The following is a 15,762-nucleotide window of genomic DNA, read 5'->3' as shown; positions in this document are numbered from 1 at the left end:
TGATCAATACCGGTCAAATCGGACGTGAGAATCAGCACCCACTCCGATGGAACCGACGCTCACGATGCCGGAAGGGTTGCGGTGACCGCAAAAAGTGATATCACTTTGATAGGGCGCCGCGGTCGACGACGGCCGGACACAACGGGCCAAACAGGGGGAATCCATGACAGTCGCAGCTGACACACGGTCCGGCGAGGTACGGGAGTTCACGGCCCGCAGCGTCGGCGGCGGGCCCGCCCTGCTCGGCGGGCTGGCGGGGGTCGCCGCCGGTGCGGGCCTGCTCGCCCTCGCCGCGGCGGCGGACGCGACGGCCGCCAGGGCGGTCCTGATCCCGCTGGGCGCCCTGCTGGCCCTCGGCGCGCTCTTCGCCATGACCGGGCTGAACACCGTGGCCCCGGGCGAGGCCAGGGTGGTCCAGCTGTTCGGCCGCTACCGGGGCACGGTGCGCACGGACGGGCTGCGCTGGGTCAACCCGCTGACCTCGCGCGAGAAGATCTCCACCCGGGTCCGCAACCACGAGACGGCCGTCCTGAAGGTCAACGACGCCTACGGCAACCCCATCGAGCTGGCGGCGGTCGTGGTGTGGAGGGTCTCGGACACGGCGCGGGCCGTCTTCGAGGTCGAGGACTTCACCGAGTTCGTCGAGACGCAGACCGAGGCGGCGGTGCGCCACATCGCCATCGAGTACCCCTACGACTCCCACGAGGAGGGCGGCCTCTCGCTGCGCGGCAACGCCGAGGAGATCACCGAGAAGCTCGCGGCCGAGCTGGCGACCCGGGTCGAGGCGGCGGGCGTGCGGATCATCGAGTCCCGCTTCACGCATCTCGCGTACGCTCCGGAGATCGCCTCCGCGATGCTCCAGCGCCAGCAGGCGGGCGCCGTCGTGGCGGCCCGCAAGCAGATCGTGGAGGGTGCGGTGGGCATGGTCGAACTCGCCCTGACCCGGCTGGCCGAGGAGGACATCGTGGACCTGGACCCGGAGCGCAAGGCCTCCATGGTCTCGAACCTGATGGTGGTGCTCTGCGGCGACCGCGCGGCCACGCCGGTCATCAACACGGGCACCCTCTACCAGTGACCCCCTCCGGCGGAGCGCGCCCCGGCGGCCAGGACCCGGGCGAGCCGGGGGCCGCCCGGGCCGGGCGGCAGGCGCGTAAGCAGGTCCTCCTGCGGCTGGACCCCCAGGTGTACGAGGCCCTCGCGCGCTGGGCCGGCGAGGAGCTGCGCAGCGCGAACGCGCAGATCGAGTTCCTGCTCCGCAGGGCCCTGTCCGAGTCGGGCCGCCTCCCCGGGGGCGCCGCCCCGATCCCCCCGCGCGGCCGCCCCCGCAACTCCCCCGACTCCTGAGCCGGACGGCGCGCGGCGCGCGCCACTCCGTACGCCCCCACCCGCACCCGAAGGCCCGCCGGCGCCCCGCCGGCGGGCCTTCGGCGTGACCGGTCGCGCGAATCCGCACCTCGGGCAGCTATACACCGTGCGTATACACCCCGTGTATAGTCGCGCCCATGTCCATCGGTCACACCCTGCTCGGCCTCCTGGAGGCCGGCCCGCGCCACGGCTACGACCTCAAGCGCGCCTTCGACGAGACCTTCGGCCACGACCGCCCCCTCGCCTACGGGCAGGTCTACTCGACCATGTCCCGCCTCCTGAAGAACGGCCTCGTCGAGGTCGAGGGGATCGAGAGCGGCGGCGGCCCCGACCGCAAGCGCTACGCCATCACCAGCGCCGGCATCACCGACGTCGAGCACTGGCTCTCCCAGCCCGAGAAGCCCGAGCCCTACCTCCAGTCCACCCTGTACACCAAGGTGGTCCTGGCCCTGCTCACCCACCGCAGCGCCGACGAACTGCTGGACACCCAGCGCGCCGAGCACCTGCGCCTGATGCGCATCCTGACCCAGCGCAAGCGCAAGGGGGACATCGCCGACCAGCTGGTCTGCGACCATGCCCTGTTCCACCTGGAGGCCGACGTCCGCTGGCTCGAACTGACCGCCGCCCGACTGGACCAACTCGCCCGGGAGGTACGCCGATGACCCCGGCCGGATCCCTGCTCACCGCCACGGACCTGTGCAAGGCGTACGGACCCACCAAGGCCCTGGACGGGGCCGGGTTCTCCATCCACCCCGGCGAGGTCGTCGCCCTCATGGGGCCCTCCGGCTCCGGCAAGTCGACGCTGCTGCACTGCCTCGCCGGGATCGTCCGACCGGACTCCGGCACCGTCACCTACGCCGGCCGCGAGCTGTCCGCGATGAACGACGCCGAGCGCAGCGCCCTGCGCCGCGGCGACTTCGGCTTCGTCTTCCAGTTCGGCCAGCTCGTCCCCGAGCTGACCTGCGTGGAGAACGCGGCCCTGCCGCTGCGCCTGGCCGGGACCAGGCGCAAGGAGGCCGAGCGGACCGCCCTGCACTGGATGGAGCGGCTCCAGGTCGAGGACCTCGCCGCCAAGCGCCCCGGCGAGGTCAGCGGCGGCCAGGGCCAGCGCGTGGCCGTGGCGCGGGCCCTGGTCACCGGCCCCCGGGTGATCTTCGCGGACGAGCCCACGGGCGCCCTGGACTCCCTCAACGGCGAGCTGGTGATGCAGCTGCTCACCGAGGCCGCGCGGTCCGCGAACGCCGCCGTCGTCCTCGTCACGCACGAGACGCGCGTCGCCGCGTACTCCGACCGCGAGATCGTCGTACGCGACGGCCGGTCCCGCGACATGGAGCGGATCGTATGAGCACGGCGCGGGCCTGGGCCCGGGACCTCGCGATGGGCGCCCGGTTCGCCCTCGGCGGCGGGCGCGAGGGCTGGTTGCGCACCCTGTTCACCGGCGTCGGCGTCGGCCTCGGAGTGGCGCTGCTGCTGATCAGTACGGCGGTCCCCGGCGCGCTCCGCGCCCGGGACGAGCGCGCCGACGCCCGCTCCACCGTGTCGGCTCCCGAGGCGGCGGCGCCGGGCCGGAACACCCTGCTGGTCGGCAACGCGAACATGACCTTCCGCGGCCAGGACATCGAGGGCCGGCTGCTGAGGCCGGAGGGCTCCGAAGCCCCGCTGCCGCCGGGCCTGAAGGCGTTCCCCGCAGCCGGCGAGCTGGCCGTCTCCCCCGCCCTGGACGAGTTGCTGCGCTCCCCCGGCGGCGCGCTGCTGCGCGAACGCCTCGACGGGCGGATCAGTGCGGTCATCGGCGACGCCGGGCTGACCGGTCCGGCCGAACTCGCCTTCTACCAGGGCGCCGACAGCCTCCCGCTCCCCGGGCCGGGCGAGTACCGCGTCAAACGCGTCACCGGCTTCGCCGACGCCCTGGAGAGCGGGCCGCTCAGCCCGGTGCTCATGCTGATGGCCGTGCTGACCTTCGTGGCGCTGCTGATGCCGGTCGCCGTGTTCATCGCCGCCGCCGTCCGCTCCGGCGGGGAGCGGCGCGACCTGCGGCTGGCCGCGCTGCGCCTGGTCGGGGCCGACGCCCGGACGGTCCGCCGGATCGCGGCCGGCGAGGCGCTGGCCGGGGCGGTGGCCGGGCTGGTCCTCGGCTCCGGGTTCTTCCTGATCGGGCGCCGGCTGGTCGGCTCGTTCTCCTTCAACCAGCGCAGCGTCTTCCCGGCCGACCTCGACCCCTCGCCGGGGCTGGCGGCGCTGGTGGCCCTGGCCGTGCCCCTCGCGGCGGTCGGCGTCACCCTGTTCACGCTGCGCGGGGTCGTCATCGAGCCGCTGGGTGTCCTGCGCACGGCCGCGCAGGGCCGCCGCCGCGTCTGGTGGCGGCTGCTGCCGCCCCTGGGCGGGCTCGGCCTGCTCGCGCCGCTGGCGGGCCGGGGCAACGACCACGGCCGCTTCAGCCAGTGGCAGGTCACCGCGGGCGTGGCGCTGCTGCTGGTGGGGATCACGGCGCTGCTCCCCTGGCTGCTGGAACGTTTCGTCGCACGGCTGGGCGGCGGTCCCGTCTCCTGGCAGCTGGCCGTTCGCCGCCTCCAGGCCTCCAACGGCCCCGCCGTCCGCCTGGTCAACGGCATCGCGGTGGCGGTCGCCGGGGCCATCGCGCTGCAGATGTTCTTCACCAGTACGGAGGGCGACTTCACCGAGGAGACCGGGCAGGATCCGTCCCGGGCGTCGGTGGCGGTCATGCTGCACAGCGGCAGGGAGTCCGGCATGGAGGCGCTCGCCCAGCGGATCGCCGCGACCCCGGGCGTGGTGCGGACGGTGGCGCTGGAGCACGTCAACACCGCGGCGCAAGTGCCCAGTCCGGAGTCGGTGCCGTTGACCGTCGGCACCTGCGAGGCGCTCGCCGAGGTCGCCGAGATCGGCGCCTGCCGGGACGGGGACGCCTTCGTCCTGTCCGGCGGCCCCCTCGGCTTCGCCGTCAAGCCCGGTGACCGGCTCTTCGCCGGTGACGTCTCGGTCTCCCCGCAGCAGTCCGCCGAAGCGGGCGGCAAGACGGTCGAGTGGGCCGTCCCGGCGGACGCCCGCACGGTCCCGGCGCGCGAGGACCCCGCGGGAGGCTTCCGCACCGGCCTGCTCGCCACCCCCGCCGCCGCCCCGCAGGGCCTGGCCCGCGCCAGGTCCGCGCAGGTCTTCGTCCAGGTCGACGATGCCGACCCGGACGCGCTGGAGCGGGTCCGGACGGCCGCCTTCAAGGCGAACCCCTTCGACACGGCGATGACCCTGCGCTCCACCCGGCAGGACCCCCACTACACGGGCATCCGCACCGGGCTGTTCTTCGGCGCGACCGGGGTGCTGGTCCTGATCGGCACCAGCCTGCTGGTCTCCCAGCTGGAGCAGCTGCGCGAACGCCGCAAGCTCCTCTCGGCGCTGGTCGCCTTCGGCACCAAGCGCTCGACGCTGAGCCTGTCGGTGCTGTGGCAGTCGGCCCTGCCCGTCGGCCTCGGCCTCGTCCTGGCGGCGGCCGTCGGCATCACCCTGGGCGGGGTCCTGACCCGGATGGCACGCGTCCCCTTCCGCGTCGACTGGGGCTCGGTCCTCGCGCTCACCGGCGCCGGCGCGGGCGTGGTGGCGGCGGTCACCCTGCTGTCCCTGCCGGCGCTGCTGCGGCTGATGCGCCCGGACGGGCTGCGCACGGAGTAGCGGGGCAGCGGGGCAGCGGGGCAGCCCCGGCAGCGGCGCACGGCCTCAGTCGGTGGGCCACACCGGGAGCGGGCGCACCGCCTCGCGCAGGGCGCCCGCGACGGCCCGGAACTCCTCCTGGCGGGCCGTGCCGGTCCGCATGGCCAGCGCGATCCGCCGCGAGGGGGCCGGCTCGGCGAAGTACCCGGTCGCCAGGTGCTCGTTGCGGGCCGTCTCCAGCCGCAGCGCGGTACGCGGCAGCAGGGTCACCCCGAGCCCCCCGGCGACGAGCTGGACGAGCGTGGAGAGCCCCGCCGCCGTGGTGGTCACGTCCGCTCCGGCGCCGCGCCCGGCCTCCCGGCAGATGTCCAGGGCCTGGTCGCGCAGGCAGTGCCCCTCGTCAAGCAACAGGAGCTGGAGCCCGCGCAGTTCCTCGCGCGGAATGTCGCGCCGCCCGGCCAGCGGGTGCTCGCGCGGGGCCAGCAGGACGAAGTCCTCGTCGAAGAGCGGCAGTTCGGTGACGCCGGGCACGCCCAGCGGCACCGCGAGGAGCAGCAGGTCCAGCCGCCCGCCGGCCAGTCCCTCCAGCAGCGAGGCCGTCTGCTCCTCGTGCACCTGGAGGTCCATCCCGGGATAGCTGCGGTGGAACAGCCCGAGCACGGTCGGCAGCAGGTACGGGGCCACGGTCGGGATCACCCCGAGCCGCAGCACCCCGGTGAAGGGGGCCCGTACCGAGTCGGCCTCCTCCAGCAGCCCGCCCAGCGCGTCCAGCACGCCCCGCGCCCGCACCGCGATCCGCTCCCCCGCCGGGGAGAGCAGCACCTTGCGGGTGGTGCGTTCCAGCAGCCGCACCCCGAGTGCCTCCTCCAGCGCCGAGACGGCACCGGAGAGAGCGGGCTGGCTCATGCCGATCGCCGCGGCGGCGTCGCGGAAGTGCAGGTGCTCCGCGACCGCCGCGAAGGCGCGCAGCTGCGCCAGCGTCGGCTGCTTCGGTCCTCTACTACTCACAGCCACTGATAGGTACCTCCGATCACCCGACACAAGACTAGCTATTTCCGCAATCAATGCAGCTGTGCCAGCATGTGAGATCCGTCCAACCCTCTCGGAAAGCCCCCAAAAGGGTCACTTTCCATTCCGCAAGGAGTGAGTGTGCTCACTGTCGGTGACAAGTTCCCCACCTACGATCTGACCGCCTGCGTCTCCCTGGAGGCCGACAAGCAGTTCGCGCAGATCGACCACAAGGCCTACGAGGGCAAGTGGCGCGTGGTGTTTTTCTGGCCTGCCGACTTCACCTTCGTCTGCCCGACCGAGATCGCCGCGTTCGGCAAGCTGAACGACGAGTTCGCGGACCGCGACGCGCAGGTCCTCGGCGTCTCGGGCGACTCGGAGTACGTCCACCACGCCTGGCGCAAGGACCACGCCGACCTGCGTGACCTGCCCTTCCCGATGCTGGCCGACGTCAAGCACGAGCTGATGCAGGCCTGCGGCGTCGAGGGCGAGGACGGCTTCGCCAAGCGCGCGGTCTTCATCGTCGACCCGAACAACGAGATCCAGTTCGCCATGGTGACCGCCGGTTCCGTGGGCCGCAACCCCAAGGAGGTCCTGCGGGTCCTCGACGCCCTGCAGACCGACGAGCTGTGCCCGTGCAACTGGAACAAGGGCGAGAGCACCCTCGACGCCGGCGCCCTGCTGGCCGGTGAGTGACGGATGTCCCTCGACTCCCTCAAGTCGGCCATACCGGACTTCGCCAAGGACCTGAAGCTCAACCTCGGTTCGGTCATCGGCAATCAGGACACCCTGACCCAGCAGCAGCTGTGGGGCACCGTCCTGTCCTGCGCGATCGCCGCCCGCTCCCCGCGCGTCCTGCGTGAGCTGGAGCCCGAGGCCAAGGCCGCGCTGTCCCCGGAGGCGTACACCGCCGCCAAGTCCGCCGCGGCGGTCATGGCGATGAACAACGTCTTCTACCGCACGCGCCACCTGCTCTCCGACCCGGAGTACGGCACGCTGCGCGCGGGCCTGCGGATGAACGTCATCGGCAACCCGGGCGTGGAGAAGGTCGACTTCGAGCTCTGGTCCCTCGCGGTCTCCGCGATCAACGGCTGCGGCCAGTGCCTGGACTCGCACGAGCAGGTCCTGCGCAAGGCGGGCGTCGGCCGCGAGACGGTCCAGGAGGCCTTCAAGATCGCCTCGGTGATCCAGGCCGTCGCCGTCACCCTCGACGCCGAAGCGGCCCTGGCCGCCGAGTAGCACCCGTACGGGTCCTCCCGTACGCGCCACCGTGCCCCCGCAGCCCTTCCGGGCGGCGGGGGCACGGTCGTAGGCTCAGGCTCGCTGATCGTCCCCGGCCTCCAGCGCGGCAGCCCGTACCGCAGTGGCTCCGTGCGGCCCCGGGCCGCTCGCGGCGCCGGCCGCGTGGTTCCGCTCGCGCGAATAGGCCCGCAGGTAGACGACCACGGTGTTGGTGACGGCCACCAGGGGCACCGCGACCACCGCTCCGCCGATGCCCGCGATCATCCCGCCGGCCGCCACCGCGAGCACCACCGCGAGCGGGTGGACCCGTACGGCCCGGCCGAGGATGAAGGGCTGGAGCACGTGCCCCTCGATCTGCTGGACCGCCAGTACCACGCCCAGCACCGCCAGGGCGATGACGGGCCCCTGCGTCACCAGCGCCACGACCACGGCGAGCGCCCCGGAGATGACGGCGCCGACGAGCGGGATGAAGGCGAACAGGAAGATGAACACGGCCAGCGGCACGGCCATCGTCACGTCGAGGAAGTACAGCCCGAGACCGATGAAGACGGCGTCGATCAGCGCGACGAGGACCGTGCCGCGCACGTACGCGGTCAGCGTGCGCCAGGCACGCGGACCGGCGCCCGCGACGCCGGGGCGGGCGGCGGCCGGGACCAGGCCGAGCACCCAGGTCCAGATGCGCTTGCCGTCGTAGAGCAGGAAGAGCGTCGAGAACATCGCGAGGAGCATGCCCGTCAGCACCTCGACGAGCACCGTCACGCCCTGGAGTCCGGCGGAGGTGATCTCCTCGGTGTTGGTGCCGATGGTCTCGCTGAGGTTCTTCGCGATGTCGTTGATCTGCTTCTCGGTCACGTGGAACGGACTGTCCAGTGCCCAGCTCTTCAGCTCGTTGATGCCCTCGCGGAGCCGGTTGGAGAGGTCGTCGAGGTTCTCCATGACCTGCCAGACCACGAACCAGCCGACCAGTCCGATGACGACGAACCCGAGGATCGCCGTGACGGCGGTGGCCAGCCCGCGCGGCAGGCCGAGCCTGCGCAGCCGCACCACGAACGGCTGGAGCAGCGCGGTGACGAGCAGGGCCGCGGCGAAGGCGAGGACGACCAGGCGGACTTCGCTGATCACCTTCATCAGCACCCAGACCATCCCGGCGAGCAGCAGCAGCCGCCAGCTGGCCTCGGCGGCGACCCGCACCCCCCACGGGATGACGGTCACCGGGTCGGGCCGCGCGGGCGCCGGGAGCACCGCGCGGTGCCCGGCCGCCTCCTCGGCTCCGGGCGCTGGCGCGGCCACCACGGAGGCGGGCAGCGGCGGTTCACCGGCGTCCTCCGCCTCGACCTCGGCCCGCCGTTCGTGCAGGCGAGCCTCCATCCGGCTCAGTCTGCTGCCGAGCCGGCCGAGCCAGCCTGCCCTCTTCGCCATGTCGTTCCCTTCCCCCGCCCAGCGGTGACACCTCGCACGACCGTACACGCGCGGAACCCCACACCGTCGTACGGTGTGGGGTTCCCCGAGGTTGTACGCGGGCCCTACGAGGGGGCTCTACGCGGGGCTCTAGTACCAGCCGTTGGCCTGGTGGAAGCTCCAGGCGCTGCACGGGCTGCCGTAGCGCTCGTTCATGTAGCCCAGGCCCCACTTGATCTGGGTGGCCGGGTTGGTGCGCCAGTCGGCGCCGGCCGAGGCCATCTTCGAACCGGGGAGCGCCTGGACCAGACCGTAGGCTCCCGAGGAGGAGTTCACGGCCTTGTAGTTCCAGGTCGATTCCTGGTTGATGATGTTCGAGAAGCACTGGAACTGGCCCGCCGGGACCAACTGCTGGGCGATGGCCTTGACCTGGGCGACCGTGTAGGAGCCCTGGACGGCGAAGTCGCCGGCGTCGCGCGTGGCGGACCGGCTGGCGACCTCGCCCTTCTCCTCGCGCTCTTCCTTGAGCTTGGCGTCGGCTTCCGCCTTCTTCGCCTGCTCCGCCTTCTCGGCCTCCGCCTTCTTGGACTTGGCGTCCTCGGCGGCCTGGAGGCGGGCGGCCTCCTCCGCCGAGCGCTTGGCGTCGGCGTCGGCGGCGTGGGCGATGCTGTCGGCCTGCTGCGCCAGGGTGGCGCTCTGGACCTGGGCCTGCTCGCCGACCGGGATGTCAGTGAGGAGAGTCGCGCCGGACGCGGTCGTCTCGAGATCGTTCGAGGCGGCATCGCCAGTGGCGACGCCGACGACTGCGCCGACGGTGGTGACCGCGGTGGCCGAAGCCACTGCGAACCCCCGGACCGAGATCCGGCTCACACGGTGTCCTTCCAGCAGCGTCCGCAGTGACCGCGCGGTCGCAAGAGTGCCCCCTCGACACTGGTCTCCGGGGTGATGAGGTCACTGGAGACGCGGGCCCGTGGGCAACTCCCTTGCGGGGGCTGCCGCGTGTTCCGGGCGGCATACGGACGTCGGCTGTGGAGTTGTGGTACTGCGCGTATCCCAACGGGAGATACACCTGTGCCGTATGCGGGGCCTGACGGAAAACAGACTCTGCCGGACCTCGACGCCGCAGGGCAATTCCGCGTTGCGTGGGAAAGGTCACACCTGCCATGACGCCGCTGTTTTCGGCAAAGGCCTGTGCAGCGGGACGCCGCCCGGCTAGGCTCCTGCGCCTTTGCCGGGCGGCGTCAACTCACCGGCCCGCTATGGGGGTTTTACCCCGTTCTCGGCTAGAGGTTCTCCAGCATCTCCGTCACGAGGGCGGCGATCGGGGAGCGCTCGGACCGGGTCAGCGTGATGTGGGCGAAGAGCGGATGCCCCTTCAGCTTCTCAACGACGGCGACCACTCCGTCGTACCGGCCGACCCGCAGATTGTCCCGCTGGGCCACGTCATGGGTCAGGACCACCCGGGAATTGGCCCCGATCCGGGACAGAACGGTCAGCAGGACGTTGCGCTCCAGGGACTGGGCCTCGTCCACGATGACGAACGCGTCGTGCAGCGACCGGCCGCGGATGTGCGTGAGCGGCAGGACCTCCAGCATCCCGCGCCCCAGCACCTCCTCGATGACCTCGCGCCCGGCGACCGCCGACAGGGTGTCGAAGACGGCCTGCGCCCAGGGGCTCATCTTCTCGGCCGCGTCCCCGGGCAGGTAGCCGAGGTCCTGGCCGCCCACCGCGTACAGCGGCCGGAAGACCATGACCTTCTGGTGCTGCCTCCGCTCCAGCACCGCCTCCAGGCCCGCGCACAGCGCCAGCGCCGACTTGCCGGTGCCGGCCCGGCCGCCCATCGAGATGATCCCGATCTCCGGGTCGAGCAGCAGGTCCAGGGCGATGCGCTGCTCGGCGCTGCGGCCGTGCAGCCCGAAGGCCTCGCGGTCGCCCCGTACGAGCTTCACGTTGCCGTCGGCCGTGACGCGGCCCAGGGCCTTGCCGCGCTCCGACTGGAGGACCAGCCCGGTGTGCACGGGCAGTTCCGCGGCCTCCGGTACGTGGAGCCGCTCCTCGGAGTAGAGCAGGTCGACCTGCTCCCCGGAGAGCGCCAGGTCGCTCATGCCGGTCCAGCCGCCGTCGGTGATCGCGAGCTCCGCGCGGTACTCCTCGGCGAGCAGCCCCACGGAGGAGGCCTTGATGCGCAGCGGGAGATCCTTCGAGACGACCGTGACGTCGTAGCCCTCGGCCTGGAGGTTGCGGGCGACCGCGAGGATCCGCGAGTCGTTGTCCCCCAGCCGGAAGCCCGCCGGCAGGACGCCGGGGTCGGAGTGGTTGAGCTCGACGCGCAGGCTGCCGCCCAGGTCGCCCAGCGGGATGGGGGCGTCGAGGCGGCCGTACCGGACCCGGAAGTCGTCGAGCAGGCGCAGGGCCTGACGGGCGAAGTAGCCGAGTTCGGGATGGTGCCTCTTGGCCTCCAGCTCGGTGATCACCACGATCGGGAGCACGACCTCGTGCTCGTCGAAACGGGAGAACGCGTTGGGGTCGGCCAGCAGGACGCTGGTGTCGAGGACGTAGGTCCGCCTGTCGGGCAGGCGGCGCTTTGTGCTGGTCACCACGGAAGGACGTACCCCCTCGGAAGAGGTCGGGCCATGAAGACCGGACCGGTCATCGGCGCCATTGCCAGGGCCGAATTCCGGCCCTCCAATCCGTCCGTGCGAACCGCACGCGCGTCCTGGTGCAAAGGGCCTCCCGGGCGGACGGCCCTGTGCCGTCCGCTGAGACTCGACACCCGTGGATCGGGCATCGACCTGCCAGGGTTATGCCCTCGAACGAGCGCCGCCATGCCATGGCATATGACGGACGCTCGGTGAATCCCAGGTGAAGGCTTTTCGCGGGGGCGGGAGGGGCCGAGGGGGTGTCAGCCGCTCCCGGTCAGGTGCCGTACCGCCGGTGGCGGGCGGCGTAGTCGCGCAGGGCGCGCAGGAAGTCGACCTTGCGGAAGGCCGGCCAGAAGACCTCGCAGAAGTAGTACTCGGAGTGCGCGCTCTGCCAGAGCATGAATCCGGACAGCCGCTGCTCACCGCTGGTGCGGATCACCAGGTCCGGGTCGGGCTGGCCGCGGGTGTAGAGGTGCTCCGCGATGTGGTCGATGTCCAGGACCTCGGCGAGCTCCTCGAAGGAGGTGCCCTTCTCGGCGTGCTCCAGGAGGAGCGAGCGGACGGCGTCGGCGATCTCCTGGCGGCCGCCGTAGCCGACGGCGACGTTGACCAGTATCCCGTCGACGTCGTGCGTGGCCTGTTCGGCCTCCTTCAGCACGGTCTGCGTCCGCGCGGGCAGGATGTCCAGGTTGCCCACGTGGTGGACGCGCCAGCGGCCGTCCTCGGCGAGGCCCCGGACCGTGTTCTCGATGATGTTGAGCAGCGGCCGGAGCTCGACCTCCGGCCGGTCCAGGTTGTCCGTGGAGAGCATCCACAGGGTGACGACCTCGACGTCCGTCTCGGTGCACCAGCCGAGCATCTCGGAGATCTTGTCGGCGCCGGCCTGGTGGCCCTGCTCCGTCGTACCTCCGGACGCCTTGGCCCAGCGCCTGTTCCCGTCCAGGATGACGCCGATGTGCTTGGGCGACGCGTCATGGTCGAGGCGGCCTTCCACCCGGCGTGCATAGAGCCTGTACACCAGGTCGCGCAGCTTCACGATCTTCCAGCCCCTCCGTGCAAAGCCCCCGTGCGAATTGCGGTCTCCCCCGAGTCCGCCACATTACTGCGCGGCGGGATCGGGTACCCAACTCGGTCCGTCACAGGTCCGTGATAGCAAGGACAACGTGACTGATAACAATCCCTATCGGGCAGAGCCCTCGCGCTACGACTCCATGCACTACCGGCGCACGGGTCGCAGTGGCCTCAAGCTCCCCGCCATCTCCCTCGGCCTCTGGCACAACTTCGGCGACGACCGGTCCCTGGAGTCCCAGCGGGCGATCCTGCGCCGCGCCTTCGACCTCGGCGTGACCCACTTCGACCTGGCCAACAACTACGGCCCGCCGCCCGGCTCCGCCGAGCTGAACTTCGGCAAGGTCTTCGCCCAGGACTTCGCGCGCTACCGCGAGGAGCTGGTGCTGTCCACCAAGGCCGGTTACCTCATGCACCCCGGCCCGTACGGCGAATGGGGCAGCCGCAAGTACCTGCTGGGCTCGCTCGACGCCTCGCTGAAGCGGATGGGCGTGGACTACGTCGACATCTTCTACTCGCACCGCTTCGACCCGCAGACCCCGCTGGAGGAGACCATGGGCGCGCTCGCGTCCGCGGTCCAGCAGGGCAAGGCGCTGTACGTGGGCGTGTCCTCGTACACCGCCGAGCAGACGGCGCAGGCGGCGCGGATCCTGACGGACATGGGCGTGCGGCCGCTGATCCACCAGCCCTCGTACTCCATGATCAACCGCTGGACGGAGGAGGACGGGCTGCTGGACACCCTGGAGGAGGCCGGCATGGGCTGCATCTCCTTCGCGCCCCTCGCGCAGGGGATGCTGACCGGCAAGTACCTCCGGGGGATCCCGGAGGGCTCGCGGGCCAGCCAGGGCAAGTCGCTGAGCCCCGAGCTGCTGTCGGACGACGTCGTCCGCCGGCTCGGCGGGCTGAACGACATCGCGGCCCGGCGCGGGCAGTCCCTGGCCCAGCTGGCGCTGACCTGGGTGCTGCGGGACGACCGGATGACCTCGGCGCTGATCGGCGCGTCGAGCGTGGAGCAGCTGGAGGAAAACCTCGCCGCGCTGTCCGCGGAACCGCTGACGGAGGAGGAGCTGAAGGAGATCGACTCCTTCGCGGTGTCCACCCCCGGCACCAACCTCTGGGCCCAGCGCGGCTGACCTGCGCGTTTGCCCGGGGGGCGGGTGGAACGAAAAACGGGCCGGTCCGTGGGGGGGATACGGACCGGCCCGAGGGGGGGGTTCCACCATAACCCTTCGTAAAGCGTCCTGCGTGCATCGGCGCAAGATGATTACGCTCCGAATCCGCCCAGCAGCACTCCGGTGAGGGCTCCGGCGGCCATCCAGGGGCCGAAGGCGAAGCCCTGGTGGCGGCCCGCCCGGCCCCGCAGCACGAGGGCGAGGCCGTACAGCGCCCCGTAGAGCAGCCCGAGGAACGCCCCGGCCGCCCATACCCCCCACCCGTACCACCCAAGAGCGACCCCCAGCGGCAGCGCCAGCTTGACGTCGCCGAGGCCCATCCCGGCGGGGTTGACCAGGAACAGCACGAGGTACGCGGCCCCGAGCGCGAGCCCGCCCAGCAGGGCGAGCCGCCAGGACCCGGCGGCGCCCGGCAGCAGCGCGGCCGCGCCGAGCAGCGCGGCGCAGGCCGCGGCCAGGGGCAGGGTCAGCACGTCGGGGAGCCGGTGCACCGCGAGGTCCACCAGGGCCAGCAGCACCAGGGCCGGCGCCAGGGCGATGAACACCGCCGCCTCGGGCCGCGCCCCGACGGCCGCGCCGAGCCCGGCGCACACGGCAGCGGTGGCGGCGGCGACCCGGCCCGCGCGGGGTCCGTAGCCGGGCGCGGCGCCCAGCCAGCCGGGCAGCGGCCGCCCCCGGGGGCAGTGCGCCCGCCAGGGCTCGCCGGGCTCGACGGAGAGCCGGTAGGCGGCGCGCGGCAGCCCGAGCCCCGCGGTGGCCCCGTACGCGGCGCCGAGGATGATCACGAGTACGCCCACCCCCCGACGGTAGGCCCGCCGCGCCCCCGCGGGGATGGGCCCGTGGACCCCTTCCGCGCCGGGGACGGGCCGGGGACGGCCGGGGACGGGCCGGGGACACCTAGGGTGGCCGCATGGCGCACTGGCAGGACGGCCCCGGCACCCTCCGCTTCGGCACGTCGGCGATCCCGCTGGAGATCGCCGCCTCCTACCGGGCCCGGACCCGCGGCCTGCTCGGCCGCGACGGCGTCGAGGGGGCGCTGCTGCTGACCCCGGCCGCGAGCGTGCACACCTTCCGGATGCGGTTCCCGATCGACGTGGCCTACCTCGACCGCCGCATGCGCGTGATCGCGCTGACCACGATGCCGCCCGGCCGCCTCGGCCTCCCCCGCCTCCGCGCCCGGCACGTCCTGGAGGCCGCGGCCGGTGCGATGGCCGGCTGGGGTCTCGGTGTCGGGACCCTGGTGGCCGTCTCGACTCGGACTGGGTGACGCGCCGTCCGGGCGGTAGGTTGGGGCGGTTGAGCTGGGGTCTCAGGGGAGCGGCATGACGGAGAACGCGCGGATCAAGGCGCTGGAGCAGATCATGCCGGCGACGCACGGCGCCGACGAGGACATCGACTGGCAGGCGGCCGAGGCCGTCTGGGGGACCCGTTTCCCGTCCGACTTCGTGGCGTTCATGGGGCGTTTCGGCGCCGGCTCCATCAACGGCGAGGCCAGCATCCTGCTGCCGCTGCCCAAGCCGGGTCTCCAGTGGGACCCGGCCGAGATGGCCGAGGAGACCGCCAACGCCCGGCAGGTCCTCCGGGAGGCCGCCGGCGGCCGGGACGCCTTCGACGTGGACCCGGAGTCGGTCATCGCCTGGGGGGTCACCGGCGGGTCCGACATCCTGTGCTGGCTCACCACCGACCCCGACCCGGACCGCTGGCCGGTGCTGGTCATCGGCCGGCACACCGCCGACGCCTTCGCCGTCCACCCGTACGGCATGGCCGAATTCCTGCTGCGGCTGTGCTCGGACGAGTTCGACGTCAGCCCCGTGAGCATCACCTTCTGGGACGGCGGGCACCTCAGCTTCGTGCACTGGCGCAAGGCCCAGCGCCGCTGGCAGGAGGGCCGCAACCCCGAGACGGGCGAGCCCGACCCGTACGCCGGCGAGTTCGCCGACTAGCCTCCCGCCCCCGAAAGGCTTCGAGCCCGTTTTCCATCCGGAAACGGGCTTTTCGGCATGTCTACGCGCGTCCCATTCCTGGCGCTCATATCGGAAAGCACAATGCGGAAAACCCATGGTTGGAGCATTCGCCACACGTTCCGACCCCGCGGAATCAACCCCACCGCTCTCGGGAGAGAATTCCGGCCAGACGGGCCACGGCGGGACACCCCAGCCCGGAGCAACTCATAAGTAACAACGGGACTCAAAAGAAAATCAGGGGTA

General features: G+C 72.2%; 16 protein-coding genes. 10 read left to right on the top strand and 6 right to left on the bottom strand.

All coding sequences use genetic code 11. The features are described 5' to 3' along the window. Nucleotides 1–163 precede the first annotated feature (163 nt). The 5 genes from AB0D45_RS05625 (at nt 164) to AB0D45_RS05605 (ending at nt 5,046) form a co-directional block, all read left to right on the top strand. Nucleotides 164–1,075, top strand: coding sequence for an SPFH domain-containing protein (locus tag AB0D45_RS05625; RefSeq protein WP_361598163.1), 912 nt, complete (start codon nt 164–166; stop codon nt 1,073–1,075). Beyond that, nucleotides 1,072–1,344, top strand: coding sequence for a hypothetical protein (locus AB0D45_RS05620; protein WP_361598160.1), 273 nt, complete (start codon nt 1,072–1,074; stop codon nt 1,342–1,344). The genes AB0D45_RS05625 and AB0D45_RS05620 overlap by 4 nt, the downstream gene beginning before the upstream one ends. A gap of 158 nt (nt 1,345–1,502) precedes the next feature. After that, the gene (locus AB0D45_RS05615; protein WP_361598157.1) at nt 1,503–2,027 is read left to right on the top strand and encodes a PadR family transcriptional regulator; all 525 of its coding nucleotides are present in this window, start codon (nt 1,503–1,505) and stop codon (nt 2,025–2,027) included. After that, complete coding sequence (locus AB0D45_RS05610) at nt 2,024–2,710, top strand: ABC transporter ATP-binding protein (RefSeq protein WP_362455405.1); 687 nt, start codon at nt 2,024–2,026, stop codon at nt 2,708–2,710. The genes AB0D45_RS05615 and AB0D45_RS05610 overlap by 4 nt, the downstream gene beginning before the upstream one ends. Then, nucleotides 2,707–5,046 (top strand): FtsX-like permease family protein, encoded by a 2,340-nt coding sequence (locus AB0D45_RS05605; RefSeq protein ID WP_362455404.1) that lies wholly within the window; start codon nt 2,707–2,709, stop codon nt 5,044–5,046. The genes AB0D45_RS05610 and AB0D45_RS05605 overlap by 4 nt, the downstream gene beginning before the upstream one ends. A 45-nt stretch (nt 5,047–5,091) precedes the next feature. On the opposite strand, the gene AB0D45_RS05600 is transcribed toward AB0D45_RS05605, so the two are convergent. Next, nucleotides 5,092–6,039, bottom strand: coding sequence for a hydrogen peroxide-inducible genes activator (locus AB0D45_RS05600; protein WP_361598148.1), 948 nt, complete (start codon nt 6,037–6,039; stop codon nt 5,092–5,094). A 135-nt stretch (nt 6,040–6,174) separates the two neighbouring features. Between AB0D45_RS05600 and AB0D45_RS05595 the strand changes: the two genes are divergently transcribed. Further along, nucleotides 6,175–6,729, top strand: coding sequence for a peroxiredoxin (locus AB0D45_RS05595; protein ID WP_361598145.1), 555 nt, complete (start codon nt 6,175–6,177; stop codon nt 6,727–6,729). A gap of 3 nt (nt 6,730–6,732) precedes the next feature. Then, on the top strand, nt 6,733–7,272 hold the full coding sequence (locus tag AB0D45_RS05590; protein WP_361598142.1) for an alkyl hydroperoxide reductase: 540 nt from the start codon (nt 6,733–6,735) through the stop codon (nt 7,270–7,272). A 75-nt stretch (nt 7,273–7,347) separates the two neighbouring features. On the opposite strand, the gene AB0D45_RS05585 is transcribed toward AB0D45_RS05590, so the two are convergent. From AB0D45_RS05585 to AB0D45_RS05570, 4 genes are all read right to left on the bottom strand, one after another. After that, nucleotides 7,348–8,694 carry an AI-2E family transporter gene (locus AB0D45_RS05585; protein WP_362455403.1) on the bottom strand — a complete coding sequence of 449 codons (1,347 nt, stop codon included), beginning with the start codon at nt 8,692–8,694 and terminating at the stop codon, nt 7,348–7,350. A gap of 129 nt (nt 8,695–8,823) precedes the next feature. Continuing rightward, nucleotides 8,824–9,561, bottom strand: a complete 738-nt coding sequence (locus AB0D45_RS05580) for a transglycosylase SLT domain-containing protein (RefSeq protein WP_362455445.1) — start codon at nt 9,559–9,561, stop codon at nt 8,824–8,826. Between the two features lie 395 nt (nt 9,562–9,956). Continuing rightward, entirely contained in the window at nt 9,957–11,273 is a 1,317-nt protein-coding gene (locus AB0D45_RS05575; protein WP_361598133.1) for a PhoH family protein, read from the bottom strand. 316 nt (nt 11,274–11,589) lie between these two features. Then, the gene (locus AB0D45_RS05570) at nt 11,590–12,351 is read right to left on the bottom strand and encodes an isoprenyl transferase (RefSeq protein ID WP_125601088.1); all 762 of its coding nucleotides are present in this window, start codon (nt 12,349–12,351) and stop codon (nt 11,590–11,592) included. A gap of 127 nt (nt 12,352–12,478) precedes the next feature. Between AB0D45_RS05570 and mgrA the strand changes: the two genes are divergently transcribed. Then, nucleotides 12,479–13,516 carry an L-glyceraldehyde 3-phosphate reductase gene (gene mgrA / locus AB0D45_RS05565; protein ID WP_362455402.1) on the top strand — a complete coding sequence of 346 codons (1,038 nt, stop codon included), beginning with the start codon at nt 12,479–12,481 and terminating at the stop codon, nt 13,514–13,516. Nucleotides 13,517–13,647: 131 nt separating this feature from the next. Here mgrA and AB0D45_RS05560 read toward each other — a convergent pair whose 3' ends face one another. Beyond that, complete coding sequence (locus AB0D45_RS05560) at nt 13,648–14,352, bottom strand: A24 family peptidase (RefSeq protein WP_362455401.1); 705 nt, start codon at nt 14,350–14,352, stop codon at nt 13,648–13,650. A gap of 113 nt (nt 14,353–14,465) precedes the next feature. Between AB0D45_RS05560 and AB0D45_RS05555 the strand changes: the two genes are divergently transcribed. Next, nucleotides 14,466–14,822 (top strand): DUF192 domain-containing protein, encoded by a 357-nt coding sequence (locus AB0D45_RS05555; protein WP_361598123.1) that lies wholly within the window; start codon nt 14,466–14,468, stop codon nt 14,820–14,822. A 55-nt stretch (nt 14,823–14,877) separates the two neighbouring features. Continuing rightward, nucleotides 14,878–15,498, top strand: a complete 621-nt coding sequence (locus AB0D45_RS05550) for an SMI1/KNR4 family protein (RefSeq protein ID WP_362455400.1) — start codon at nt 14,878–14,880, stop codon at nt 15,496–15,498. The last annotated feature ends 264 nt before the right edge of the window (nt 15,499–15,762 follow it).

Source organism: Streptomyces sp. NPDC048352, assembly GCF_040651895.1.
GTDB lineage: Bacteria > Actinomycetota > Actinomycetes > Streptomycetales > Streptomycetaceae > Streptomyces.
This window is presented reverse-complemented; position numbering and strand designations above follow the sequence as displayed.